The organism is Agrobacterium fabrum str. C58 (genome assembly GCF_000092025.1).
Lineage (GTDB): Bacteria > Pseudomonadota > Alphaproteobacteria > Rhizobiales > Rhizobiaceae > Agrobacterium > Agrobacterium fabrum.
The window spans coordinates 280,246-306,024 of sequence record NC_003063.2; the positions used below are offsets into that span (position 1 = coordinate 280,246).

At 59.6% G+C, this 25,779-nt stretch carries 18 protein-coding genes; 6 read left to right on the forward strand and 12 right to left on the reverse strand.

Features of this window, described 5'->3' with window-relative positions; genetic code table 11:
* Positions 1-73: 73 nt before the first annotated feature.
* On the reverse strand, positions 74-1,909 hold the full coding sequence (locus ATU_RS15065) for an ABC transporter ATP-binding protein (RefSeq protein WP_010972892.1): 1,836 nt from the start codon (positions 1,907-1,909) through the stop codon (positions 74-76).
* Between the two features lie 55 nt (positions 1,910-1,964).
* Positions 1,965-3,161, reverse strand: coding sequence for an aminotransferase class V-fold PLP-dependent enzyme (locus ATU_RS15070; protein WP_010972893.1), 1,197 nt, complete (start codon positions 3,159-3,161; stop codon positions 1,965-1,967).
* Between the two features lie 89 nt (positions 3,162-3,250).
* Here ATU_RS15070 and ATU_RS15075 point away from each other — a divergent pair, with 89 nt between their 5' ends.
* Positions 3,251-4,087 (forward strand): IclR family transcriptional regulator, encoded by an 837-nt coding sequence (locus ATU_RS15075; RefSeq protein ID WP_035257411.1) that lies wholly within the window; start codon positions 3,251-3,253, stop codon positions 4,085-4,087.
* A 6-nt stretch (positions 4,088-4,093) separates the two neighbouring features.
* Here the strand turns inward: ATU_RS15075 and ATU_RS15080 are convergent, their stop codons facing one another.
* From ATU_RS15080 to ATU_RS15100, 5 genes are all read right to left on the reverse strand, one after another.
* Positions 4,094-4,588: a RidA family protein gene (locus tag ATU_RS15080; RefSeq protein WP_006314849.1), complete on the reverse strand. Its 495-nt coding sequence runs from the start codon at positions 4,586-4,588 to the stop codon at positions 4,094-4,096.
* Between the two features lie 83 nt (positions 4,589-4,671).
* Entirely contained in the window at positions 4,672-5,895 is a 1,224-nt protein-coding gene (locus ATU_RS15085; protein ID WP_010972896.1) for an amidohydrolase/deacetylase family metallohydrolase, read from the reverse strand.
* Position 5,896: 1 nt separating this feature from the next.
* Complete coding sequence (locus ATU_RS15090; RefSeq protein WP_006314855.1) at positions 5,897-6,772, reverse strand: ABC transporter permease; 876 nt, start codon at positions 6,770-6,772, stop codon at positions 5,897-5,899.
* The gene (locus ATU_RS15095; protein ID WP_006314856.1) at positions 6,772-7,713 is read right to left on the reverse strand and encodes an ABC transporter permease; all 942 of its coding nucleotides are present in this window, start codon (positions 7,711-7,713) and stop codon (positions 6,772-6,774) included. The genes ATU_RS15090 and ATU_RS15095 overlap by 1 nt, the downstream gene beginning before the upstream one ends.
* A 329-nt stretch (positions 7,714-8,042) precedes the next feature.
* Positions 8,043-9,569, reverse strand: a complete 1,527-nt coding sequence (locus tag ATU_RS15100; RefSeq protein WP_010972898.1) for an ABC transporter substrate-binding protein — start codon at positions 9,567-9,569, stop codon at positions 8,043-8,045.
* Positions 9,570-10,007: 438 nt separating this feature from the next.
* Between ATU_RS15100 and ATU_RS15105 the strand changes: the two genes are divergently transcribed.
* From ATU_RS15105 to ATU_RS15120, 4 genes are all read left to right on the forward strand, one after another.
* A complete protein-coding gene (locus tag ATU_RS15105) occupies positions 10,008-11,132 on the forward strand; it encodes a glycosyltransferase family 4 protein (RefSeq protein ID WP_010972900.1) in 1,125 nt (374 codons plus the stop codon).
* A gap of 476 nt (positions 11,133-11,608) precedes the next feature.
* On the forward strand, positions 11,609-12,805 hold the full coding sequence (locus tag ATU_RS15110; RefSeq protein ID WP_006314859.1) for a polysaccharide biosynthesis/export family protein: 1,197 nt from the start codon (positions 11,609-11,611) through the stop codon (positions 12,803-12,805).
* 266 nt (positions 12,806-13,071) lie between these two features.
* The gene (locus ATU_RS15115; protein ID WP_010972901.1) at positions 13,072-14,349 is read left to right on the forward strand and encodes an efflux RND transporter periplasmic adaptor subunit; all 1,278 of its coding nucleotides are present in this window, start codon (positions 13,072-13,074) and stop codon (positions 14,347-14,349) included.
* Positions 14,346-17,486, forward strand: a complete 3,141-nt coding sequence (locus tag ATU_RS15120) for an efflux RND transporter permease subunit (RefSeq protein WP_010972902.1) — start codon at positions 14,346-14,348, stop codon at positions 17,484-17,486. Before ATU_RS15115 ends, ATU_RS15120 begins: the two co-directional genes overlap by 4 nt.
* Here the strand turns inward: ATU_RS15120 and ATU_RS15125 are convergent.
* From ATU_RS15125 to ATU_RS15145, 5 genes are all read right to left on the reverse strand, one after another.
* A complete protein-coding gene (locus ATU_RS15125; RefSeq protein WP_010972903.1) occupies positions 17,483-18,061 on the reverse strand; it encodes an invasion associated locus B family protein in 579 nt (192 codons plus the stop codon). The genes ATU_RS15120 and ATU_RS15125 overlap by 4 nt on opposite strands.
* Entirely contained in the window at positions 18,061-22,035 is a 3,975-nt protein-coding gene (locus tag ATU_RS15130; RefSeq protein WP_035257407.1) for an autotransporter domain-containing protein, read from the reverse strand. Before ATU_RS15130 ends, ATU_RS15125 begins: the two co-directional genes overlap by 1 nt.
* Positions 22,036-22,259: 224 nt before the next feature.
* Positions 22,260-22,784, reverse strand: a complete 525-nt coding sequence (gene smoA, locus ATU_RS15135) for an NADH-dependent FMN reductase SmoA (RefSeq protein WP_010972905.1) — start codon at positions 22,782-22,784, stop codon at positions 22,260-22,262.
* Positions 22,784-23,677, reverse strand: coding sequence for an aldo/keto reductase (locus ATU_RS15140; protein WP_010972906.1), 894 nt, complete (start codon positions 23,675-23,677; stop codon positions 22,784-22,786). The genes smoA and ATU_RS15140 overlap by 1 nt, the downstream gene beginning before the upstream one ends.
* Positions 23,677-24,834: an LLM class flavin-dependent oxidoreductase gene (locus ATU_RS15145; protein ID WP_006314866.1), complete on the reverse strand. Its 1,158-nt coding sequence runs from the start codon at positions 24,832-24,834 to the stop codon at positions 23,677-23,679. Before ATU_RS15145 ends, ATU_RS15140 begins: the two co-directional genes overlap by 1 nt.
* A 101-nt stretch (positions 24,835-24,935) precedes the next feature.
* Between ATU_RS15145 and ATU_RS15150 the strand changes: the two genes are divergently transcribed.
* Positions 24,936-25,640, forward strand: coding sequence for a GntR family transcriptional regulator (locus ATU_RS15150; protein WP_010972907.1), 705 nt, complete (start codon positions 24,936-24,938; stop codon positions 25,638-25,640).
* Positions 25,641-25,779 lie beyond the last annotated feature (139 nt).

Consider the following 25,779-nt stretch of genomic DNA (forward strand, 5'->3'; position numbering starts at 1 on the left):
CACGCGGCCAGAAGCGGTATAGAAGAATGTTCCCCGGTGTAAAGCGCCGCGCTCCGGGAAAACGGGGCAGCAGTCAGAGCGCCACGAGGTGGCCGGGTGAAACCTCGCGATACGCCCGCGGATTGGCTGTGTAATCCACCGGACGGATCGGGCTTTTCAGCTCATCATTCGCCGCACCACGCCGCGTATTCCGGCGGTCCGGGTCCGGCACCGGCACTGCGGCCATCAACTTGCGGGTGTAATCATGCTGCGGATTGTCGAAGACATCAGCGCGCGGGCCGATTTCGACGATCTCGCCGAGATACATCACCGCCACGCGATGGCTCACGCGTTCCACCACCGCCATGTCATGGGAAATGAACAGGAAGGCGAGATCAAGGCTCTGCTGCAGATCCAGCATCAGGTTGATGACCTGCGCCTTGATCGACACGTCAAGCGCCGACACGCTTTCATCGGCAACGATGACCTTCGGCTGCAATGCCAGCGCGCGGGCAATGCAGATGCGCTGACGCTGGCCGCCGGAAAATTCGTGCGGGTAACGCGCCGCCATATCAGGGGAGAGGCCGACCTTGTTCAGCATGTCGGCGACCACCTCCTTCGCCTCGCGAGCGCTGCCCATGCGATGCTCCAGAAAAGGTTCGGCAATCGCAGCCCCCACCGTCATACGCGGATTGAGCGAGGCGAAAGGATCCTGAAAGATCATCTGCACCGTCTTGCGCATCTCGCGCATGCCTGATTTGTCGAGGGTAAGAATATTCTCGCCATTGACCACCACAGAACCGGCATCCGGCTCGATCAGCCGCATGATGGCGCGACCGGTGGTGGACTTGCCGCAGCCACTTTCACCGACCAATGACAATGTTTCGCCGGCCCTGAGATCGAACGACACATTCTCCACCGCATGGACCCGGCCGCTGAGCCGTCCCAACAGGCCGGAGTGAATGTCGAAACGCTTGGTCAGCCCCTCCACCTTCAGCACCGGCTGGGCGCTGGCATCGACGGTATCGGCCGGACGAACCGGTTCCTGCGTTTCCCCCGTCGCGGTGTTGACGATGGGGAAGCGGAGCGGCCTTTCTTCACCCTTCATCGACCCCAGAACCGGAACTGCGGACAGAAGCGCACGGGTATAGGGGTGTTTGCCGCGATGGAAGATATCGGCCGTCGCGCCGACCTCCACCTGCTCGCCGCGATACATGACGACGGTGCGGTCGGCGATTTCGGCCACCACGCCCATATCATGGGTGATGAACAGGACGGAGGTGCCCTCCTCTTCCTGAAGCGTCTTGATAAGGTCGAGAATCTGGCCCTGGATCGTGACGTCAAGTGCAGTCGTCGGTTCGTCTGCGATCAACAACTTTGGTTTTGAGGCAAGCGCCATGGCGATCATCACGCGTTGGCGCATGCCACCGGAAAAGCGGTGCGGATATTCATCGAAACGGGACGCAGCGGAAGGGATTCGTACCTTTTCAAGAAGGCGGACCGTCTCCGCTCTTGCCTCTGCTTTCGACATTGGCTGGTGGCAGAGCAGAGCTTCGGAAATCTGGTCACCGATGGTGAACAGCGGATTGAGGCTGGTCATCGGCTCCTGAAAGATCATGGCGACCTCGTTACCCCTGACCCGCCGCATGGCGTCTTCGGAAAGGGACAGCAGGTTGCGACCGCCGAGCAAGATCTCACCCTGAACCCTGCTGCTTTCCCGATCCAGCAGCCGCATGATGGAGAGCGACGTCACGCTCTTGCCCGAACCGCTTTCACCGACGATCGCGACGGTCTCGCCCGGCCCGACATCGAAGGAAATATCACGCACCACCGGTTTCCAGCCGCCATCCACGTGAAAGGACGTGGTGAGATTGCGGACGGAAAGCACGGCATCTTCGGCACCAAGCGGTGCTGCCTGCGGCATGGTCATGATCGTTCCCTTCTCTTTATTGTCGTTGCAATGCTCGCGGCACCCGCTCGCTTACTCAGTCCGGCCAGCACAGCATGCCGTCGAAGCGGTGGCGGCTGCGGTCTTCGAACGGTGTCGCAATCATCTCGTTGGAGGCGCGTGCCTTGTCCAGCTCCTCGGCCAGCCGGGAAGCCACGATGGTTTCCTGACCGGGATGCAGGTTGCAGGGGTCGAGATAGAAATAGCGATGCTCGACCTCGTGATCGCGGGTGATGATCGGCGGATTGCCTCTGGCCAGCGCCGTCGTCAGGTCCCAGGCGGTGATATGCGCTTCGTCGGCATCGATGATGACACGCATGCGGTCGAGCGGATTGTTGGTCGGGTCGGGCTCGATCAGCGCCGTCACGCCCGGGCGTCCGTCCAGCGTCTTTTTCCAGAGATTGAGATAGCCGGTTTCGCGCTCGCGAATGCCGGCATGGTCGCGTTTTTCCCAGGCTTCCAGCGCCGCCATCACGCCATAGATGCTTTCCTTGCCGACCTTCATGCCGCGGCCGATGCCCATGTTCTGCAGAAAGGCATGCCGCACCAGTTCCTTGCTTCCGGCGACGATGCCGGACGTGGGGCCGCCAAGGAACTTGTGGCCGGAATAGAGCACCACATCCGCGCCCGTCGCCAGAAACAACTCCAGATCATATTCGGAGGCCGCATCGACGATGACAGGCACGCCCTTCGCATGGGCGATTTCGACGAATTCGGACAGATGCAGCAACCCATAATCGACCACATGATGCGAGACCACATAGACCGCTGCCGCGGTTTTTTCAGTGATGGCGTTTTCCATGTGGTAGCGATGGGTTGATGTCGCCTGCCCGACCAGCACCACCTTGCCACCGCCGAGCCGGATCGCCTGATCCACCGGCGCGCCGTAGCTCACCACATGGCCCATCTGGACCAGAACCTCGTTCTTTTCAGGCGCGATATCGGGCAATTTTTCGATGGCGAGCAGATTATTGCCGGTAATCGCACCCGCCACAGCAAGGCTGATGCCGGACGAGCAGGACGCCGTGACGAAGCCGGCCTCGCCGCCCGTCAGCCTCGCGATGATCGCGCTCGCCTTGCGCTGCAGATCGTTGATCTCCACGAATTGCGGAAGGATCGCCGCCATGGCCTCGACCGCCTCGGGGACGACGATGGAAGCACCGAGCGACGTCATTGTGCCCGAGACGTTGATGACCGGGCGAAGGCCGATCCTGCTTCTGATATCCTCGGTCATGTCTTTCTCCTGTCTTTGCGATGCGATGGGCATCGACATATATGCCATAATAATGTAATAGCTTCTCAAAATGCATGAGGAGCCGGAATTTGGACGCCCATCGACTGGACGAAATAGCTTCAACCGCCCTTTCCGACACAGCGGAAAACCCGGACGTGAAGGCGGCCAAGCGCTCGCGCGTCAGCGGCATCGACCGTGCGCTGCAGGTGATTGACTACCTTTACGAAACCGGATCGCCAGCCGGCGCTTACGCGATTGCCAAGGCCATCAAGGCGCCGCTTTCCACCGTCTATGTGATCGTCGACGATCTCGTCGAGAAGACCATGCTGGCGCGCAACGCCGACGGCAACATCTGGCTTGGCGCACGGCTTTACCACTATGGCCTCGCCTATGCGCGCTCGCTGGATTTCATGGGTGTCGCCACCCATGAAATGCATGATCTGTGCCGCCATGCCGGCGAAACCGTGCAGCTTTGCGGACGCGATGGTGATCATATGCTTGTGCTGGCGATGGCCGATGGACCCAGCCACTTTCAGGTTGCGTCCCGCGTCGGCACCCGTGTTCCGCTGAACTGGACGGCATCCGGCCGCCTGCTCGTCGGTCATCTGCCGGAAACCGAACGCCTCGAACTTTTCAGGCGTTGCGCCCGCTCCTCGCCCACGGGCCGTGCGGAAATCAATCCCGAGACCCTGTCGCAATCGGCGGCGGCCGCTTTTCATGACCGCCTGTCGATACAGGTCGCCGAATCCGATTACGCCGTCGCCTGCATCGCCTCGCCGATCTGCGACATCAACGGTGAATGCGTCGCGACGATTTCCATCGTGCTGCCGGAACAGAAGGTGCTGGCGGACGAAAACCACTATACCGAACAGGTCAGGGTCTCGGCGGAACGGATCGAAAAGCTGATGGGCTGGCGCAACCATTAAATAGCCTCAACCCTTCAGCGCGACGATGGCTTCGATTTCAACGGTAATGTTGCCCGGCAGCGAGCCAAAACCCACGGCGGAGCGGGCATGCTGCCCCGCATCGCCGAACACGTCGATGAACAGATCGGAGCAGCCGTTGATGACGCTCGGATGATCGCGGAAATCGCTGACGGCATTGACCATGCCGAGCAGCTTGACCACCTTCTTCACCCGCGACAGGTCCCCCAGCGCCTCATGCATGACAGCAAGCAGGTTGATGCCGGTGAGGCGCGCATGATTATAGGCCTCTTCCAGCCCGATTTCCGCGCCAACCTTGCCGGCGTAAAGATGGCCGTTTTCTTCCCGCGGCCCCTGCCCCGAAAGATAGAGCATGTTGCCTTCCACCACATGGGTGACGAAATTGGCAATCGGCGGCGGCGGCGGCGGCAGAGAGATGCCGAGCGCAGCGAGCCGGTCATAGGGCGAAAGGTGCCCTTCAGCATCAAGCAAAGACTGTTTCACGCGAATTCCTCATAATGCCGGGATGGGTATCCCGCCTTGTCTGCGGAAGGCGCAGGGCAGACCCTGCGCCATTCCAGTCGGGTTCAGCGCCAGGAATAACCATGGCTATGGCGCACCAACTTGCGCGCCCTTGGAATGTAACGGCTGGCGGCTATGGCTTCCGCACCGATGACCGCGTAACGCGGCTCGAACAGGCGCTTCAGACGCGACACGTCACCATTGGAATCCGTGGCTTCCAGATCGGCATCGACAAGATCGAAAACCGTAAAATCCGCCCGCTGGCCGACATCGAGGCGGTTTTCCATGTCAAGGCGGATGACGGAGGCCGGATTGCGGGTGACTGCCTCGACGACGTTTTCGAAAGGCATATCAACCGACAGCAGCTTCGACATGGTCGTCGCCAGGTCCCAGACCGGGAAATTCATCGAATGGCCGTGCAAATCCGTCGAGATCGAGAACGGCAACAGGCCGCGCGCAATCGCCGCCTCCGCCACCTTGAAGGAGAAGGATGCGCCGCCATGGCCGATATCCAGCCGGATGCCTTCACCCGCGCAGCGTTCGGCAAGGTTGAACAGGTCCTCGTCTTCCATGATGCTGGAGCCCGACTTGCCGTTGAAGCAATGGGTCACGACATCCCCGGGACCGAGGATTTCCAGCACCTCGTCATAAAGTGCGGGCGGTTCGCCCACATGCACCATCATCGGCACTTTGAGGATCTTGGCGATCTTCTTGCCGAGCTTCACCGGCGTCACACCCCAGGAACCGGTGATGACATGGCTCGCCCGCACCTTCAGGCCGACAATATGTTCGCTGTTTTCGGCGTAACATTCGAGGATACGATCGAGGTCGATATCCTTGATGTCGCGCAGTTCCGGCACGCGGTTGCAGGCGACGAGGCCGATGGAACCGAGATTGAGGAAAGCCTTGATGCGCTCTCTCGAAGGTTCGATGATATATTCGCGGAAACCATGGAAATTCGCCTCCCCCGCCGAGCCGGCATCCACCAGCGTCGTGACGCCGCGTTCCGCCCCGCATTCGGAGGGGCGGATGGAAATATCGGTGCCGCCATGCCAGATATGCACATGCAGATCGACCCAGCCGGGTGAAATGAAGGCGCCTTTGGCATCAATGCGCTGCGTATCCGCAGGCGCCTGCAGGGCAGAACCTACCGCGGCGATCTTGCCGTCGCCGCCGATCAGAATATCGGTCGAGGATTGGGACGCCCCCTTTCCGAAACCGACAGGTTTGACATTGGTGAGAAGAATGGGAGCTTGAAGAGGCGTTTTTGCCTGTTCACCTGATGTCATCTTACAAATCCCTTCGCAGTCTTGGGTCGAGCATGTCCCGCAGCCCGTCGCCGACCATTTGCAGCGACAGCACGGAAAGAATGATGGCAAAGCCGGGGAAATAGGTCATCCAGTCAGCCTGACCGATATATTGGCGACCAGCGGAGATCATGGTTCCCCAGGTTGGAATTTCAGGGCTGACACCGAGCCCCAGAAACGACAGGCCGGCCTCGGCCAGCATGGCACTGGCGAAAAGGAAGGTGCATTGCACGAGGATCGGCGAGACCAGATTGCGCAGGACATGCCGCGTCATGATGTGGAAGGTGGAGATGCCGAGCGCCCTGGCCGCTTCCACATAGGGCAACTCACGAATCACCAGTGTCGAGGCGCGCACGATGCGGGCAAGGCGAGGCGAATAAACCACGGCGAGCGCGATGATGACAGTCGTCAGCGACGGACCGAGTGCCGCCACCAGCGCGATGGCCAGCAGAATATCCGGAAAGGCCATCATTGCGTCGATCAGGCGGGCAATCGGCGTATCCAGCTTCTGGAAGAAACCGGCGAGCAGGCCGAGCGTGATGCCGATAATGGACGATAGCGCCACAACGGCGGCCCCCACGAGAAGCGACAGTCTGCCGGCATAGATGGTGCGGGAAAACACGTCGCGACCGAATTCGTCGGTGCCGAACCAGTAGAGTTCGCTCGGCGGCTTCAGGCGGTTGACGATCGACAGTTTCGACGGCGAGTAAGGCGCAATCATCGGCGCGAAAACGGCAAGCAGCACGAAGACGAGCAGCACGATAAGACCAGCGGCGACAGTCCTGCGTTTCAGGAGACGCCGAATGAACAGGATGGTCGGGTTGCGCGTCGGAGGGGCGGTGGAGGTGATATCGGCCATCAGTAACGAACCCTCGGATCGACCAGCAAATAAAGCATGTCGATTGCAAAATTGATGAGGACGTAAAGCCCGGCGATGACGAGAAGCGCGCCCTGAATGACCGGATAATCACGCCGGAGCACGGCGGACACGACGAGATTGCCGACACCCGGCAGGCCGAAGACGGTCTCCGTGACGACCGCGCCGGAAATCAGCACGGCGGCGGTGAGGCCAAGCACGGTGAGGATGGGGATGAGCGCATTTTTGAGCGCATGTTTCATCACCACGCGGCGCTCTTTGACGCCCTTGGCTCTGGCGGTGCGAACATAGTCGTCACCCAGAACATCCAGCATCGAGGCGCGGGTGAAGCGTAGAATGAGGGCGGAAGAAACGAGGCCGAGCGCAATCGCCGGAAGGGTCAGGTGATACATGCGCTCAAGGAAGCTCGCACCGGGCCCGCCATAACCCGACACCGGGAACAGATCGAGCCGCACGGCGAAGAACTGCATGAGAATGAGGCCGAGCCAGAAGCTCGGAATGCTCGCTGCCAGCATCGCGATGGTGGTCGCGGCCTGGTCCACGAAGGAACCGCGACGGTAAGCAGCATAGATACCGATGGGGAGCGCGATGACACCGGCAATCAGCAGCGAAAAAATCGTCAGGAAGAAGGTCGGTTCCGCCCGGTCGAGAAGCGCCGAGCCGACCGGCATGTTAAGAAAGATCGACTGGCCGAGATCACCCTTCAGCAATTGGCCGATATAATAGACATATTGCACCCCGAGCGACTGGTCGAGACCAAGCCGGGTGCGAAGCTCGGCAATATCCTGCGCCGTGGCATCCGGCCCCAGCATCACGGCGGCCGGATCACCGGGGGTGACGCGCAGGATAACGAAAACGATGGTGACGACGAGGAACATCACCACGATCATTCCCGCAAGTCTTTGGAAAATATAGCGTATCACGTATGAAAGCTCCGAAGCGCGTGATTGCCGCGACCAGGCGACGGTTGAACCGAGTTCTCGAGGGTGCCGGCAATTCCGGCACTCGCAGTAGTAAAATCGAACGTTCTCTTCGCACGTCCTCCTTATACCCCACCCTCATTCCTGTGCTTGTCACAGGAATCTAGCCAGCCCCAAGTCCTTGGGCTGAAAGGACTCCTCTCGCCGTGCAGACGCGCGTCGGCTGGATTCCCGTGACAAGCACAGGAATGAGGGCGGAGGCGAAGCGGGCTCACAGGTCCGGCATGAAAGAGCGCCGGATGCAAAGCCCGGCGCCCGATTGCCAACCAGTCTTATTTCGTGACCGAAGCATTCCAGAAATAAGGCCAGGGAGCCGGATCGACGCCTTCCAGCTTGTTGGATTTAGCCGCCGCGGCGTTGAAGTCGCCGATCTTGATGAGCGGCAGCTCGGCATAGATCGTTTTTTGCACATTGGCCCACAGCGCAAGGCGCTTTTCCGGATCGGCTTCCGACGTGAAGGCGTCAACTGCCGCCTTGCGTGCCGGCGTATCCCACCAGCCCGGCGAGCTGGTGGACAGCGCTCCCATCAGCGCCGGTTCCGGCAGGAAGGGGCTGTGGCTGATATAAATGTCCCAGAGCTTCGGATCGGCGCGGCGCTGCGTCAGCGTTGCCCAGTCCACCACCTGCATATCCACCTTGAAGCCGGCAAGCTTCAGATATTCCGCCGCCACCTGCGCCATTTTGTAATGGAACTCGTATTGGCGGCTGGTGAGGATGCGCAACGGCTCGCCATTATAACCGGCAGCCTTCAGCTTTTCGGCTGCTGCCTCCGGGTTGCCGACATTATAATTGCCGTCGACGCCCTCTTCCGTGTGCCAGGAGAAATTGTCGGGATAATAGGCGCCGTCAAGGGCGTAGAAATCGGTGCTGCCGAAAGCGGCGGCCAGCATGTCCTCCATGTTCAGCGCTTCGGTTACGGCCTTGCGAACCTCAAGCTTGGAAGCAAGCCCCTCCTTGGTGTTGAACACGAAGACCGGGAAACCGAATGGCTTCAGCATCATGGGCTGCGAGGCTGACGAGGACTTCACCTTTTCGAAGGACTCCACCGGAATGGAATCGACGTAATCATATTGACCTGAGACGGCCGCCTCGACGCGGGTATTGGGATCGGGCACCGGAACGAAGCGGATTTCGTCGAGATATTGATGGCGCGCACCACCATAACCGTCGCTTTCGCCATCACGGGACTTGTAGCCATCAAAACGCACGAGCTGGATATATTGGTCCGCCTTGCGTTCCTTCAGCATATAGGGGCCGGTGCCGACAAATTCGGCCATCGGCTCCGCCTGCTTTTCAGCCGGCAGGATGATGGCTGCCGAATTGTTGAAAGCCAGCAGCGAGGTCAGCGGCGCATAGGGCTGCTTAAGGGTAATCGTCACCGTTCCGGCATCGGGTGCAGAAATATTGTCGATAAAACCGGCGGCCTGCTTGCCGCGCGATGCGATCTTCATCCACCGGCCGAGCGAGGCGACGACGTCTTCCGAGGTCATGTCGCTGCCGTCATGGAACTTGATGCCCTGGCGCAGCTTGATGGTGTAGGTTTTGCCATCCGCACTGATCTCAGGCAGGCTTTCGGCCAGAAGAGGCGTCACCTTCCAGCCCTTGTCGAAGGTGTAGAGCGTCTCGAAAATATGCTGCGTGACGATGCCGACCAGATCGGCGGTCGAGGCCATCGGGTCGAGTGTCGGCGGCTCGCCGATCGTCGCGACGTTGATGACGCCGCCCTTCTCCGCAGCCGTCATCACACCCGGCGCCAGCAACAGCGCGGCGGTGGCGAGAAATGCAATTTTACGTCTCATGGTCAAGCTCCCAGCTCTTTGTTCCAACTCGATGTTCCATTATTATGTTATATACATCTTTATAACAGAATATCTCGATAAGATGCCTTGTCAATGACCTTGCGGCGCGATGACGGATTTCCGGTATCGGCAAACTGGAAACAGGATTTTTCGGGGGAACAAAAAGGAGCTAGCCGGCAGGGAGGATATTGCTGCACGCATTCGCGAGGGAAACGCCGGCGGAGAATTACGCAGCTTGGTTGTTTCGCATTTGCGAAGGAAGTGTTATTGAAGATCGGACTAGGACAGACATAACCGCCCATTCTTATTTATCTTTACCTTATTCGCCTTCCCGCAGCCGTGTTTTCAAGGGCTGCAGACAGACCTAATATTCGATACCGCCGAGCTTGTTCAAAGCGGACAATAAATTTTTATTACGTTGAAATTATTGAGGAAATTATGAAGACGGCAATCGTGCATGACTGGCTCACCGACCGCGGTGGGGCCGAGAAAGTGCTTCACAACCTTCTCGAAATTTATCCTCACGCGGACCTTTATTGCCTCGTCGATTTCATGAGCGAGCGCGACCGGGGCTTTCTCGGCGGGCGTCCCGTCAACACCTCCTTCATCCAGAAGCTGCCCTTCGCCCGGAAGAAATATCGCTCCTATCTGCCGTTTATGCCGCTCGCCATCGAGCAGTTCGATCTTAGCGGTTATGACCTCGTCATCTCCTCCAGCTATGCGGTCGCCAAGGGCGTCATCACCGGTCCCGGCCAGTTTCACGTCTCCTACATCCACAGCCCCATTCGCTACGCCTGGGATCTCCAGCATCAATATCTCAAGGAAACCCGGCTCAATCGCGGCTTCGCCTCGTGGATTGCGCGCGCCATTCTTCACTACATTCGCATGTGGGATATCCGCACCACCCATGGCGTCGATCTGATGACGGTGAATTCCAAATTCATCCGCAGCCGCGTGCGCAAATGTTATGGGCGCGATTCCACGGTGATCTACCCGCCGGTCGATACCGCGCATCTTTCCCCTTCCGACAGGAAAGGCGATTATTTCGTCACCGCCTCACGGCTGGTGCCCTACAAGAAAGTGCACCTGATCGTGGAGGCCTTTGCGAAGATGCCCGATAAACGGCTTGTCGTGATCGGCGACGGGCCGGACATGAAACGCATCCGCGACATCGCCACGCCTAATGTCGAAATTCTCGGTTTTGTCGGCAATGAGGAGCTTCACAAATACATGGCGGAAGCCAAGGCATTCGTTTTTGCCGCTGAAGATGATTTCGGCATCGTTCCCGTCGAGTCGCAGGCGCTGGGCACCCCAGTCATCGCCTATGGCAAGGGCGGCGTACTGGAAACCGTCATTCCACTCGGCGCCTCAAACCAGCCGACCGGCCTCTATTTCGGCGAGCAGACACCGGAGGCGATCTGTGCCGCGGTCCAGGAATTCGTCGACAATTCCGACCGTTTCGACAAGAGTGCCTGCGTCGACAATGCCGCCCGCTTCTCGCGCGAGCGATTCCTGAGGGAATTCGCAGATACGGTGAATTTCGCCCTGGCTGAGCGGGCCTGAACCGGATTTCCCGTCCACGCCAAAGCTCATCATCACCGCCAAGTACTCAGCTTGGTCCGCCTTGAATGTAAAAGTCTTTTACAAAACAATTGATTAGACGTCACTCACGTCAACCGAAAAAGAAACCGCGCAAGCGTGACAAAACTGCACTAGCGCGATGCAGCAATCAAAGAGATTATGACGATAACTGAATATTGAAGAGCAACAATACTGATACCGTCGGGGAATTTGAATATCGCGCCTGATCCGGATTTTTCCGGGGCGGTTGAGCAATGAAGAACTTGAAGCATCGCCTTAAATTAGGCATATGCCTGATTGGGGGAATTAAACATCTTCGAATGCGATTCCGCTGAAGGGATGTAATGCCGGTTGGGATTTCCTTTACCGGTGTCATGTAAGAAGTGCTTATTTTTAATAACTTATACGGTGTCCGGACTATTTTCACTTTTTCGGACGGAATTTATTTTGAGGACCAAATGCGTTTATTGAATGTTTCGATCCTGCTTGCCTCTGCAGCACTTTCGGGTTGCACGGTCACTGCGGCCTCCGGCCCTGACGCGGCGACGATCGAATCCAACGCTTCCGTAAAATTTGCGTCCAAGGACAAACACAAGACCGCAGGCGTCGATTACGCCCTGATCGACGTCAACAGCGCCGTTCTCAATTACGTGGGAGATACCACCAATACGACCTTGCTCGGCAGCTTCGGCGGCGGCAAGGGTGGCGTGCCGGCACTGCCGATGGGTGTCGGCGACGTGGTGCAGGTGGCGATCTTTGAAAGCCAGGCAGGTGGCCTGTTCATTCCAAGCGAGGCCGGCAGCCGTCCCGGCAACTTCATCAGCCTGCCGAACCAGACGGTGGACCGTGAGGGGAATATCAGCGTTCCCTATGCCGGCAAGATTCGCGCCACCGGCCGCAATGTCGAGAATGTGCAGACCGAAATCGAGGAGCGGCTCGCCAACCGCGCCATCGAACCGCAGGTTCTCATCACCAAGATTTCCAGCCGCTCCGCACAGGCATCGGTGCTGGGCGACGTCAAGGAGCCGACAAAGGTTCAGCTTTCGGAAGCGGGAGACCGCGTTCTCGACGTCATCTCCTATGCCAAAGGCTTGAGCGCGCCGAATATCGAATCCTACGTCACACTGATCCGCCGCGGCAAGACTGCGCGCATCAACTACAACCACCTCGTCAGCACCCCGTCGGAAAACATCTATGTGGTTCCCGGCGACACAATCATGGTGGAGCGTGAGCGCCGCACCTATCTCGCCTTCGGCGCTTCCGGCCTGAACGGACGTTTCGAGTTCGAGGACGCCAGCCTCAAGCTTTCGGATGCGCTCGGCAAAGCCGGCGGCCTGCTCGATTCCCGCGCAGACCCCGCGCAGGTCTATATCTATCGTACCGTGAAACGTGATCTTCTCGTGAAACTCGGCATCGATACGTCGAAATTCCCGGGGCAAGAAATTCCGGTCATCTTCCGCGCCAATCTGCGCGATCCGTCGACCTTCTTCGCCACAACGAAGTTCCCGATGCAGGATCGCGACATCATCTACGTCACCAATTCGCAGGCCACCGAACTTTACAAGTTCCTGGATCTCGTCGGCTCCGTTCCGGCAACGACGGGCAATGTTGCAGAGGACGTGCTGACGACACGCAACGCCATCCGGGCTTTCTGATACTCGGCATCCCGACGCCCCATCAAAGCCGCCCCGGAAACGAGGCGGCTTTTTTCATTGGCCGAACCTGACGATGACCGGGCAACCTTGCCCGAAAGTGCTCGAGCCCCTGCGTGGCAAGGCGATGCAGCCGTGGCATTGTCGCCGCCATTACAAAAGTTTAAGGTGATTTCGCAGCGCATTGGGTGTCTTGTGGGGGAAAGCTGCTCCCAAGGCTTGCCGCACATGTTCGGGAAACATGTACTCTCATTACGCGGAATCGTCAGATGAAACGTTTCTGGACCGCCCTTAGCGTTCTTGCCATTGCAGCCGCCGGTACCTGGTATTTTAGGGATCGCCTGCCGCTCGATCAAATTCCCTATCTCAAACAATTTTCCAGCGCGTCTCCGCAGCCCGGCGCCGAAACTGCAGCGCAATCCTCCCAAAACGGCCAGCCGGCCCGGCAGTCGGGACAAAGACAGGGCGGCGGACGTCGCAATGGCGCGCCGCCCACGGTCAGCACCATCGCCGTCGCCAAGGCGACGCTGCCGATGGATGCAACGGCGACGGGATGGGCAGTTGCGGCCGATATCACCAATATCGCCCCGCTTCAGGCCGGTCTCGTCACGGAAATTAGCGCGAAGGACGGCCAGCATATCAAGGCGGGCGATCTGATCCTCAAGTTGGATGACCGCATCGCCCGTGCCGCCGTCGACAAGGACAAGGCCAATATCGCCGCCGACCAGGCGACGCTGGAGCAGACCGAGGCCGCCTTCCAGCGTGCCACCAATCTGGTCAAGCAGAGCGCGGAATCGCAACAGGTACTGGATCAGGCCAGGGCAGCGCGCGACGGCGCCAGCGCCAAGATCGATGCCGACAAGGCAACGCTCGCCTCAGATCAGGTGACGCTCGAACATATGGAAATCCGTGCCCCATTCGACGGGCGGCTCGGCGATATCACCGTCAGCCCCGGCGCCTACCTCAGTGCCGGCGTCAATATCGTGACGATTACCAAATATGATCCGATCTCGGTCAGTTTCCGGCTTTCCCAGCGCTACCTGCCGCAATTGCGTGAAGGCGTGACAAAAGAAACCGCCGTTGATGTCGATCCGGCGGCGACGGGGGGCGAGCCCATGCGCGGCGTCCTGCGTTTTTACGACAATGCGGTGGACCAGACCTCGGGCACCGTGCTGGCAAAAGCGGAGTTCAAGAATGACCGCGGTCTTTTGTGGCCCGGCCAGTCAGTGAACGTCACCGCCCACTTCGTCTCGGACGATGAAATGATCGTGGTGCCGACTGTCGCCGTGCGGCCCGGGCCGAAGGGCAATTTCGTCTATACGGTCGATAGCGAACACCATGCCCATATGACATCGGTGGAAGTTGCCCGCTCGAATGGCGACCTCACCGCCATAACAAGCGGCCTCAATGGCGGCGAACATATCATCGTTGAAGGTCAGTCCGAACTTGCCGATGGCCAGACGGTGGTCGAGCAATTTTCCGACAAGGGCGGTGCGGCTGCCAATGTGGCCGCCAATATTCCGCAGGAACAGGTTGGCGGCCAATGATCCCAAATTTCTGTATCAACCGCCCCGTCGCCACCACACTTCTCGCCATCGGCCTTGTGCTCGCCGGGCTTGCCGGCTTCCGCCTGCTGCCCGTCGCTGCCCTGCCGAAGGTGGATTTTCCGACGATCAACGTCTCCTCGTCGCTCTCGGGCGCCTCGCCGCAAACCATGGCCACATCGGTCACCACACCGCTGGTCAAGCAGTTCGAAACCATTCCCGGCGTCAGCGAAATCAGCGCCACCAACACGCTCGGCAACAGCTCGATCGTGCTGCAGTTCGATCTCAACCGCGATATCGACGCCGCAGCAGCCGATGTTCAGGCCGCCATTTCGCGCGCCCAACGGCAATTGCCGAGCAACATGACGACAACCCCAAGCTATCGCAAGACCAATCCGGCCGATGCGCCGGTGCTGCTGCTTGCCGTCAACAGCAAGGAAATGCCGACCAGCAAGGTGGATGAGATCGCCGAAAACATCATCTCGCCGCTTCTCTCCACCATTTCGGGCGTCGCACAGGTGAGCATCTATGGTGCGCAAACCTATGCCGTGCGCATTGGTCTCGATCCAACGCAGCTTCAGGCAAGAGGGCTCGGTGTTGATACGGTCACAACGGCCATCACCCAGGCGAACAATCAGGTACCCGTGGGTGCCTTGCAGACCGACAATCAGCGCTTGACCATCGAGGCCGATACCCAGCGGACCAATGCGGCCGCCTTCCGCTCGCTGGTCGTCTCCACGAATAATGGCGCGCCGATTCATCTCGGCGATATCGCCAATGTCACTGACAGCATCGACAATACCAATGCCGGCAGCTGGTTCGATGGCGAACAGGCTATTATTCTTGCCGTGCAGCGGCAGCCGGATGCCAATACCGTCGAAGTGGTTGATGCCATCAAGGCCAAGCTGCCGGCGCTGCAACAGCAATTGCCGCCATCCGTCAATATCCACGTCATGAACGATGCTTCGACCGCCATCAAGGATGCGATCTCTGACGTTCAGTTCACCCTGTTCCTCACCATCGGGCTGGTGGTTGCGGTCATCTATCTTTTCACCGGGCACCTGACGGCAACCATCATTCCGGGCCTTGCCGTGCCGCTGTCACTCATCACCGCTTTCGGCATGATGTATGTTCTGGGCTACAGCATCGACAATATCTCGCTGCTCGGGCTGACGCTATCGGTGGGCCTGGTGGTGGATGACGCCATCGTCATGCTGGAGAACATCCTGCGGCTGCATGAAAAAGGCCTGCCCATGCGTGAGGCGGCCTTGCAGGGGGCGGCGGAAGTCAGCGGCACCATCCTGTCCATGTCCGTCTCGCTGGTGGCCGTCTTCATTCCCATTCTGTTGATGGGCGGCGTGATCGGCAGGCTCTTCAACGAGTTCGGTATGGTCGTCACGCTGGCGATCATGGCCTCGGCGCTGGTCTCACTGACAGTAACGCCGATGCTCGCTTCGCGCCTGTCCGGCCACTCCTCGCGGCCGCCGGCCATCATCCGCTGGTTCGATGCCGGCTTCGAGCGCACGCTTCGCCTCTACGGCAAGGCCGTCGGCTGGTGCCTTTCCCATCGCCGCATCGTGCTTGCCTCATTTCTCGCCTCGGTCGCCGCCTCGGTCTACCTGTTCGAAACCCTGCCCTCCAGCTTCTTCCCGCAGGAAGATATCGGCCGCCTTTCTGTCTCGACACAGGCGCGTGAGGATATTTCCTACACGGCGATGCGGGATCTCCAGGCACAGGTCGCCGATCAGATCCGCAAGAACCCGGCGGTCGTGCATGTCACTTCCATCGTCGGTGGCAATTCACGCAATCCGCTGAACAACGGTTCGATGTTTGTGGAATTGAAGCCAAAGGAAGAACGCGCGCCGATAAGCCAGGTGCTGACCGAACTGGGTCAGGCCACGTCGAAAGTGGCGGGCATTCGCACCTATATCAACCCGCAGCAGAGCCTGCGTTTCGGCGGACGCAGTTCCGCCAGCCAATATCAGCTCGTCGTTCAGGGCTTGAATGCCGATACGACCAATGAATGGTCGAACAAGCTGATGGAGGCGATGCGCCGCGACCACACATTCACCGCCGTCACCACCGACGCCCAGAACGGGGCGATTGCCGCGACGATCTCCGTCGATCCGGAAAAAGCGGCCGCCTTCGGCATCACCAATGACCAGTTACGCAAGACACTGGAAATGTCCTTCGGCGGCTATACCGCGGCACAAATCCAGTCGACGGGCGATAGCTACGACGTCATCGTGGAATTCGACAGCTCCAAATCCTGGAATGACGATTTCCTCAGCGATATCAATATTCTTTCGGCGAAATCAGGAGTTCTGGTTCCACTTTCCAACTTCGCCTCGCTGACCCGTACGCAGGCGCCGGTTACCATCAACCAGACGGGCCAGCTCGTCTCCACCACCATCTCCTTCAACCTGCCGGATGGCGTGGCGCTTTCCGATGCCACAAGCCGGATCGACCAGATCAAGACCACGATCGGCCTGCCGCAGGATGTGTTCACCAGCTATGGCGGTACGGCGGCGATCTTCCAGCAGAGCCAGGGCAATACCGGCGTCCTCATTCTGGCGGCAGTGCTGACCATCTATGTGGTGCTGGGCGTGCTCTATGAAAGCTTCATCCACCCGCTGACCATCCTCTCCGGCCTGCCGGCCGCAGCCTTTGGCGCTCTTGTGGCGCTGAAAGTGATGGGCATGGATTTCTCGATCATCGCGCTCATCGGCCTTTTGATGCTGATCGGTATCGTGAAGAAAAACGCGATCATGATGATCGACGTGGCGGTGGAGTTGATGCGCGAAAAGGCGGAACCGCCCGCAATCGCCATTCACGAAGCCTGCGTGCGCCGGTTCCGGCCGATCATGATGACCACCTTCTGCGCATTGCTGGGCGCACTGCCCATCGCGCTCGGCTCCGGCGCAAGTTCGGAACTGCGCCAGCCGCTCGGCATCGCCGTTGTCGGTGGTCTCATCGTCTCGCAACTGCTGACGCTGTTCATCACACCCGTGATCTTCGTGGAAATGGACCGGTTCGGCCACTTCCTCACCGGGCTATTTTCCCGCAAGAAAAACGTTGAGCCCCATGCAGAACAGCAAAAACCGCGTAGGAAGGCCGAACCGGATTCCGTGGCGGCCTAACGCACTTCCCCGAGGCGTTTCAGCGCCTCGGGAAAACCTTTGCCCTGCAGCTGGAACGACACAATGCGGCCCTGCAGATCAGGCGCCTCGATGGTGAGCGTCTGTTCCGCTTTCAGCGCCGAGACGAGCTCGATGAAGGGCGTGAAGGACACGATGCAGCCAACCGGCAGGCATGTGCTGACCTGCACTTCCTGCAAGCGCATATTTCCCGATTTCACCGAAAACAGCTTGGTGACGGCCAGACCGAAAGGCAGAACCATGGTGCCGTTAAGCCTGTCCGGCGTTGCGGCATCGTCCAGCCGGAACTCGACGGAGACGACCAGCTTGCGGGTTTTTTCCTCCAGCTGAACCTGGGCGATGGCGCAAGGTGGTTTCGTCTCTCCTCCTGTTGAGGACGCGGCATCGGCACTGTCTTTTTTTGCGGCAGCCGCACAGGCAAGCTGCCAGCTTCCGTGAACCTCATGGAGGCGCGCTGCGGTTTCCGCCTCCTGCGCAACCGCCTCACCTGCCGTGCCACCGGCGCAAAGAAAAACCGCAAGCGCCGCTTTCACGATTCGCATCTGGCTATGTCCCATCAGAAACGAACTCCAAGTTCGGCGGCAGCGGATTGATCCAGCACGCCAGCCCCGAAAACTGCACCATAACGGAATGTCAAAGTGGCCGATGGCGTGAGATCATAGCTCAGCCCCAGGTTCAATATCGCTGCATCGCGCGGGCTCGAAGTGCTCGCAACCGAAAACACACCGCCACCCTCGTAGAACAAGCTGCTGCCCATGGCCGTATCGCCATAATTGTGACGCCACGCCAGATCGAACATCGCTCGGCCGAGCATGCCTTCAAGCGCGATATCGCGGCTGATCCGCGCACCGAACGTCGTGTAAAGTTGATCGTATCGTGTAGAGCCGGAGGAAACCGCGGCGATGGCACCCTTCTCCTGGAAGCCGTCCGTGCGTGTATTCACATAGGCGATATTGGCATAGGGCTCGATATGGGTGAGATCGAAATCGAAACGCCAGGCTGCTTCGGCAAAGACCTGCGAGGTGGAGCCACCGTAACTTGCGGAAAGGCTCTCCTGCAGCGTCGAGAAAGAAATCGAGCGGCGGGTTTCGGCATCCTGAAAAGCATGGATTGCGCCGAGCCGCAAAGAAGCGGGGCCGATCTGTGTGCCCGCATAAGCGGCCAGATAATAGCTGTCCACATCGGCCGAGGCGGCAAGCGCGGTCTGCTTGATACCGTCATGGCCATAACCGGCAGCAACCCCGGCGCGCCAGCTGTCGCTGAGTTCTCCATCCAGGCCGAACAGGATGCCACCGCCATTCATGTCGACGGATGAACCATTGCCGTCGCTATCGATACGCCCGCGAGACCGGAAACCGCTGGACCAGAAGCTAAGCGCGCCATCATCAACTGCAAAAGGGTTCTGACCGCCTTCCGCATAAGCGACCGGCAGGATTGGGCGCGCATCGACGCCCTCGAAAGCACTGCGCAGCCGGTTGAGAATGACATCCCGGCTTTGCCCGCTGCGATTGATCAAAGCCATGGCAAGCGAGGGATGGATTTCTCCGGCAAGCTGCGAGAAAGCCCCTTGCGTTTCGCCCTGCTGCAAGAAGAGCGCCGCTTCATAGAGCGGCGAGGTTTGCCCGAGCGCCTCGACGGCATTGGCGGCTGCCCGCGCATTGGCAGTCGATGTCGCGGCGGCCAGTAAGCCGGAATCGGGCGATGTCCTGAGGAAAGAAAGATAGGTGGTAGCGTCATCGCCACTTTGTGCGACCTTTGCGGTCAGATAGGCGAAACTTTCGTCAACACTTGAAAATGTGCCCGTCACTCCGCCCGTCGCCGTCAGGATCGTGTATCGCGTGCCAAGGCTGTAGGCCGAATGGGCGCCAAGCGGCGTGACAATAAGGCTGACATCGTTTGCGATGGTAATCGTACCGGTCACGGCAAGCCTGTCGGAACTGCCGTCCGCATCGATTTCGACCGCATAGGTGGAGCCGCTTGCAAATGTCGCATTACCCGTGGACGTCAGCGTGCCGATGGAATTGCCGGGCGCTAGCGTGCCGCCTGAATTGACGGTCAGACCGCCAATGGTGCCAGTGCCGCCGACCGTCGCGCCGCTACCGACCGAGACGGCGCTTGCAAGCGAACCGTTCACGCTCAGCTTTCCAGCAGAAACCGCGGTTGCGCCGGAATAGGTGCTGTTTCCGGTCAGGAGCAGATTGCCGTCGCCGGTCTTTTCGAAGCTGCCAGTGCCGCTGATGGCATTGGAAAGCGTGCCCCCACCGTCAACGACGAGTTCAGCATTATTGACGATGCCGCCAGAGCCGAAACTTTTCGCTGTTCCTTTCAGCATGCCGGCCGAAATGGTGGTTCCGCCGGAATAGCTGTTATTGCCCGAAAGCGTGGTGACGCCAGCCTCGGCAACCACCCTGCCCGCACCTGAAATATCGGCGGATAGCGTATAGCCCGTCTCGGAATGATTAAAAACGATACTGCCGTTCCCAGCGCCGAAGGCGATCGCACGCGCCTCGACCGCACCGGCGGACCGCGCCGTTTGGCCGGAGCCTGCGCCGATACTCAACACCCCCGTCGAACCCGCCTCCGTGGCGATGAGGATGGTGGGGGCAGCAAGCGACGCGCCCCCCGTTATCTCAACGGAACCGTTTCCGGCATTTCCGACGACCATAAGACCATCAACGGAAACATGTGATCCCACGCCGCTCACCAGAACCGCGCCACTCGATCCCAACGCATTGCCGACATAAAGATTATAGGCATCAAGCGATCCGCCATTTACAACGCTCAAGCTTCCGGAGCCCTGAAAGCCGACATCGACAGAGCCGGAATTTACGGTGCCGTTGTCGACGTAAGCGGTGACCTTGGAACCGGCTCCGGTGATCGTCATCGTGCCGGAAGCGCCGGCAAGATCCCCGAGAGTGACCCCAGTTGCCCTGATGGCGCCGCCGTTGCTTACCGTCACATTTCCCGTGGCCCCGCTTGCGTATCCGACAAAAAAAGTGCCGGTCATCGCCCAGCTCGATCCGTCGCCCGTTACCGTCACGGCGGAAGTGGACCCGCCATAGGTGGCAACATAACCGTCACGGCTTTTAACGGCGCCACCGGCCTCGACGGTCATGGAACCGTTGCCGTAAAGGCCGACATTGAGATCGGAGCGGCTTTTCACGGTGCTGTCTGCCCCCGATACCCGGACCGAGCCATTGCCGCCTGTATTTGTTCCGATGATGATATTCGCTGCGTCGACAAGGCCGCCGCCTGTCACCGCCAGCGAACCTGCGCCACTCACCCCCACCTCGAGACTGTTGCGGTCCACGGTCCAGACCGACCCCTTTCCATCCACGATGGCAGAGCCGGTTGCGCCTGCGACGACGCCAAGGTGCGCGACAGTGCTATCCACGGAACCGCCTGCCGTGACGTTGAGCGTGCCGTTGCCGGCCAAGCCGCCCGGATCGGAGGTGTCGCCTCCGACCTGCAAATCGCCGGTCGTCCATTTCGAGCCGTCGCCCGTCACCGTGGCCTCACTTGCCGAATGGCGGCCGATAATGGCCTCGCCACTGGTGACCGTTGCCGCGGCTTCGACCACAAGCTTTGCAGCTCCACCATTGCCGACGACGAGCGAATCGCTTTGCAGCGAGGAACCCAAACGGCTGACTGTCACGCTACTGCCGTCTGCGGAATTCAGATCCGCGATTACAGTTGTTGTCTGGCTGATAACCATACCGCCACCGGTGATGGTGAGCGTGCCAACGCCCGCCTCACCAACAACCAGGTCCGATGACATGTTCCAGCTGCTGCCTCCACCGGAAACCAACGCTGTTCCCACGGTATCGGGGTCGTTTGCCAGCACGCCATTGGCACTGTACAGCGAGCTGGCGCCAAGGACCTCCACATTGCCGCTACCACCCGCTGCGGATGACGACCAGCTGTTGTAACCCGCAAAAACAGTGTCGGCGACGGTCAGGGTCGACGAATTATCGAGTTTGAGGGAGCCGCTTCCCGTCCCGCTCTCGCCAACATAGATATTTTCCGACGATGCCGTCGTACCGTGCAGCAGAAGAAGGCTGCCCGTTCCGTTGCCGCCGACGGAGACGTCACCATCATTCGCCCAGTTCGCGCCGATGAAACTTGCGGTGCCGGATGAGCCACCGGTAGCACCGAGAATAACCGAGTTCGTCTGCAAGCCGCCCTGCACCACCAGTGTGCCGTCGCCCGGAGCATTGCCTATCGACAATTGATGCACTTCAGCGTTGGTGCCTATCGTGATGACCGGGCCATAGGTGTTGATCATCGCGTCATCGCCCGCATTCGGCACGCGGTGCGACGGCCCCCAGGCGGCGTCGGTGAACCATTCAGCCCCGTCGGGGCCTGTCCAGAGCAATGTTTCCGCGACGGCATCCGATACGGCGGCAAGTGACAATGTCAGAAAGGAAAGACCCGTTGCCCCGCAAATGAGGAATCGGCCGAGCGCCACTCCACGCATTTCCGCAGTCGGACAGGCTTTCCCTTCCGAAACATGGCAGAAACCAGCGGACATCCAGTCTCCCTCAACTGCGCAGCGCGGTCTTCTCGCGATCCCGCGAATCATCTGTTTAATAAGTCAAATCAACTAGGACAGTTTGGAAGATGATTTCCAGTATGAATAGCAAAAGCGCGGTTTTTACTGACAGACGAAAACAGAAACGGAGCACGACAGGCGTGCTCCGTTAAACAACCAAGAGTAAATCTCTCTCGAGATCGAACGGGAAAATCCCGTTCTGTCTATTGCCTTGAAAAACGACCGAAGGCCCCGCCCGAAAAGCACAGCGGATCACCGTCGCGATGGGCGGCGCGCAGCACTTCGCCGACGATGATGGTGTGGTCACCCGCATCATGGGCGGCGGCGCGACGGCATTCGAAACGGGCGAGCGTGCCCGGAATAACGGGAACACCCTCGTCGTTGATTTCCCAGTCAAGATCGTCGAAAGCGCGACCGTTGCGGGTAAAGCGGGCGCTCAGCACATCCTGATCGGCGCTCAGCACATGGATGGCGAAATGGGTCGCCTCACTGAAAGCCGGATGGCGTGACGAGCTTTTCGCCGGGGACCACAATACCAGCGGCGGATCGAGAGAAACCGACGCAAAGCTGTTGACCGTCATGCCGATAGGGCCTTCCGGCGTCGTTGCCGTCACCACTGTGACACCTGTCGTGAAAGCGCCGAGCGCGTTGCGAAAGCTGCGGCTGTTCTCGCCGCCGGGAACGAATACATGCTCATTGGGCATCTTGATTGCCTCTACAACTGTCATCACGCCACCTCTTTTCCAATCGCAAGGGTGTAGAGTTCAAACCAGGTCTGACGGTCCATCGTCACGCGAAGCGCATCGGCCGCGGTTCTGATACGTTCGAGATTATTGGTACCCAGTACCGGCACGATCTTTGCCGGATGGCGCAGCAGCCAGGCGATGGCGACCGCCGTCGCGTCGACGCCCTGTTCCTTGCCGATGCGCTGCAGGGCAGCCATGGTGCCGCCATACGCGCCTGAAAACAGCGAGCCACCGCCGAGCGGCGACCAGGCCATGGGCGAGACACGCTTTTCCTGCAGGTAGGCGAGATCGCCATTGGTAAAGGTATCGGTGGCAAGAAGGCTCATTTCGATCTGGTTGGTCACGAGCCGGTTGCTCATGGCCGATTGCAGCAGCGAAAAATCCCACGGACGGAAGTTGGAGACGCCCACCGCCTTGACCTTGCCGGAAGCGACCAGCGCATCCAGCGCCTTGCCGGTTTCTTCCGCATCGATCAGCGGGTCCGGACGGTGAATGAGCAGCAGGTCGACATGATCGGTTCCCATGTCGCGCAGCGAGGCTTCGACCGAGACGTTGATGTGGCCGGCCGTCGTATCGTAATGCTTGACGCGAGCGGAGGAGTGTCGGCCGGCCGGCGCGACGATGCCGCATTTGGTGACGATTTCGATTTTGTCGCGCAGTCCGGGCGCCGCCTTCAGGCCGCCGCCGAGAATGGCTTCCGCCGTGTACCCACCGTAAATATCGGCCTGATCCATGGTGGTGATGCCCTGCGCGAGGCAAGCCTCGATCTTCGCCTGCACATGCGCCGGCGAGGTGTCGGCATCGTCACCGATGCGCCACATGCCATAAACGATGCGGCTGAGTTCGAGTTTGTCAGAAAGAGCGATACGTTGCATCAGTGGCGTTCCCCGTTGCCGAGCGGCGTAGCAGGCGTTTCAGAAGGCACCCGGCCGTAGGCATGCGGCAGGGAGCAGGTTTTCATCTGCGGCAGAACCTTGGTGCCGAAATGTTCCGCCTCGTCGAGATGCGGATAACCGGAGAGGATGAAGGCGCGGATACCCATCTTCTGGTATTCCTCCAGCGCCGAAAGAACCTGATCCGTCGAACCGACAAGTGCTGCACCGCAGCCCGAGCGCGCCCGGCCGATGCCGGTCCACAGATTGGGCTCGACGTAACCGAACTTGTCGGCGAGTTCGCGGGCGCGCGCCTGATGCGACACGCCGAGCGAGCCGCTGTCATGGGCACGGTTGCGGATAAGTTGGCCATATTCGTCATCGAGCTTGGAGACTAGATGGTCGGCATATTCGCGGGCTTCCTGTTCGGTATCGCGTACCACCATGTGAACGCGCAGGCCATAATCCAGCGTGCGGCCATGGGCGGCGGCGCGCTCATGGGCGGCGCGCATGCGGTCGGCCAGCTGGTCCTTCGTCTCCGGCCACATCAGATAGACGTCACACTGTGCGCCGCAGAGTTCCAGCGCGTCGGGAGAATAACCGCCGAAATAGAGAAGCGGGCCGCCATTCAGCTGGTAGGGTCTTGCCGGTTCGGTCGACACACCCTTGAACTGGTAAATCTCGCCGTCATGGTCGATGGTGTCGCGCGTCCAGGCCTGACGCAGGATCTCGACGACCTCGTGGCTGCGCTTGTAACGGAAAGCGCTGTCGGCCACTTCGCCGGGGAAATCGGAGCTGATGACGTTGAGCGTCAGGCGGCCCTTCAGCATGTGGTCGAGTGTTGCCACGGTCCGCGCCAGCATGATCGGCTGCATCTCGCCGCAACGGATCGCCGCGAGGAAATTGATGCGGTCGCTAATCGGCGCGCAGCCAGCAACGAAGCTCAACGTATCCTGCCCGACCTGATAGGACGAAGGGCAGAGAATGTTGCGGAAGCCGAGTTCCTCGGCTTTTTTGACGATATCGGAGCAATGTTCGAAGCTGGAACGCAGGCTTCCATCCGGCACGCCGAGATAGGCGTAATCATCGGAACACAAAGCGGAAAACCAGGAGACCTCGGCAGCATCGAGATCAGCAGATGTAACGGGTACGACGGTCATGCAATTCCTCCTCAGGGCCGCTCTCGTTTTTCTTGCATAACATCAAGAAATATGTAAATCAATGATGTATCAATTTTTGTTTCGGCGGAGGAAACTGCATCATGAAACACACTGGCGGCAGCCTGCCCATGTATATGCAGATCGCTGAAATGCTGGTGCGCGAGGTGGCGGCGGGCCGGCTGATCGATGGCGAAAAGCTGGCGCCGGAGCGCGACATGGCGGCAGATCTGGGCATCGCCGTCGGCACGCTGCGCAAGTCACTTGCCGAATTGCAGGAGCGCGGTCTTCTCGAGCGCGTGCAGGGCTCCGGCAATTACATCCGCGCCGTCAGCGATCCGCAAAGCGTCTACGCCTTTTTCCGGCTTGAACTGATCGAAGGCGGCGGCCTGCCGACGGCAGAGGTTCTGGATGTGGCCCGCCTTGCCAAGCCAGCCGATCTGCCGGCCTTCGGCACCTCGACAGAAGGGCACAGGATACGCCGCCTGCGGCGCATCGCCGGCAAACCGGCAGCTATCGAGGAAATCTGGCTTGATGGTTCTTACGTCGACACAATTACCATCGAAAACATGTCGGAATCCCTCTACCTCTATTACCGCACCCGCCTCAATCTCTGGATATCGAAGGCGGAAGATCGCATCGATCTCGGTGACGTGCCCGAATGGGCGCCCGAGGTCTTCGGCCAGAAAGCCGGCTCCTCTGTGCCGCGGGTTCTGCGCCTCAGCCAGGCGCAGGATGGCGCAGTCGCCGAAGTTTCATGGACCTGGTTCGACCATACCGTTGCCCGCTACGTTTCTCGCATACGTTGAGATTACGCAAATTTCGCGTGATCCACGTGGACGGAGGAATTTGACGGGAGGCAAGCACGCCACGGCCCGCGCTGCGGGTTATTTTGCAGTTATATTTGTTAGAATCAAAGACTTATTAGTTTTTGATTTCTGTCAGAAA

What these genes read in the sequence shown, in the direction of transcription:
- ATU_RS15120 (WP_010972902.1), top strand. Translation starts at nt 14,346, where the DNA reads ATGATCCCAAATTTCTGTATCAACCGCCCCGTCGCCACCACACTTCTC.
- ATU_RS15140 (WP_010972906.1), bottom strand. Translation starts at nt 23,677, where the DNA reads ATGCAACGTATCGCTCTTTCTGACAAACTCGAACTCAGCCGCATCGTT.
- ATU_RS15115 (WP_010972901.1), top strand. Translation starts at nt 13,072, where the DNA reads ATGAAACGTTTCTGGACCGCCCTTAGCGTTCTTGCCATTGCAGCCGCC.
- ATU_RS15110 (WP_006314859.1), top strand. Translation starts at nt 11,609, where the DNA reads ATGCGTTTATTGAATGTTTCGATCCTGCTTGCCTCTGCAGCACTTTCG.
- ATU_RS15125 (WP_010972903.1), bottom strand. Translation starts at nt 18,061, where the DNA reads ATGGGACATAGCCAGATGCGAATCGTGAAAGCGGCGCTTGCGGTTTTT.
- ATU_RS15085 (WP_010972896.1), bottom strand. Translation starts at nt 5,895, where the DNA reads ATGACATCAGGTGAACAGGCAAAAACGCCTCTTCAAGCTCCCATTCTT.
- smoA (WP_010972905.1), bottom strand. Translation starts at nt 22,784, where the DNA reads ATGACAGTTGTAGAGGCAATCAAGATGCCCAATGAGCATGTATTCGTT.
- ATU_RS15145 (WP_006314866.1), bottom strand. Translation starts at nt 24,834, where the DNA reads ATGACCGTCGTACCCGTTACATCTGCTGATCTCGATGCTGCCGAGGTC.
- ATU_RS15105 (WP_010972900.1), top strand. Translation starts at nt 10,008, where the DNA reads ATGAAGACGGCAATCGTGCATGACTGGCTCACCGACCGCGGTGGGGCC.
- ATU_RS15100 (WP_010972898.1), bottom strand. Translation starts at nt 9,569, where the DNA reads ATGAGACGTAAAATTGCATTTCTCGCCACCGCCGCGCTGTTGCTGGCG.
- ATU_RS15150 (WP_010972907.1), top strand. Translation starts at nt 24,936, where the DNA reads ATGAAACACACTGGCGGCAGCCTGCCCATGTATATGCAGATCGCTGAA.
- ATU_RS15090 (WP_006314855.1), bottom strand. Translation starts at nt 6,772, where the DNA reads ATGGCCGATATCACCTCCACCGCCCCTCCGACGCGCAACCCGACCATC.
- ATU_RS15065 (WP_010972892.1), bottom strand. Translation starts at nt 1,909, where the DNA reads ATGACCATGCCGCAGGCAGCACCGCTTGGTGCCGAAGATGCCGTGCTT.
- ATU_RS15130 (WP_035257407.1), bottom strand. Translation starts at nt 22,035, where the DNA reads ATGTCCGCTGGTTTCTGCCATGTTTCGGAAGGGAAAGCCTGTCCGACT.
- ATU_RS15070 (WP_010972893.1), bottom strand. Translation starts at nt 3,161, where the DNA reads ATGACCGAGGATATCAGAAGCAGGATCGGCCTTCGCCCGGTCATCAAC.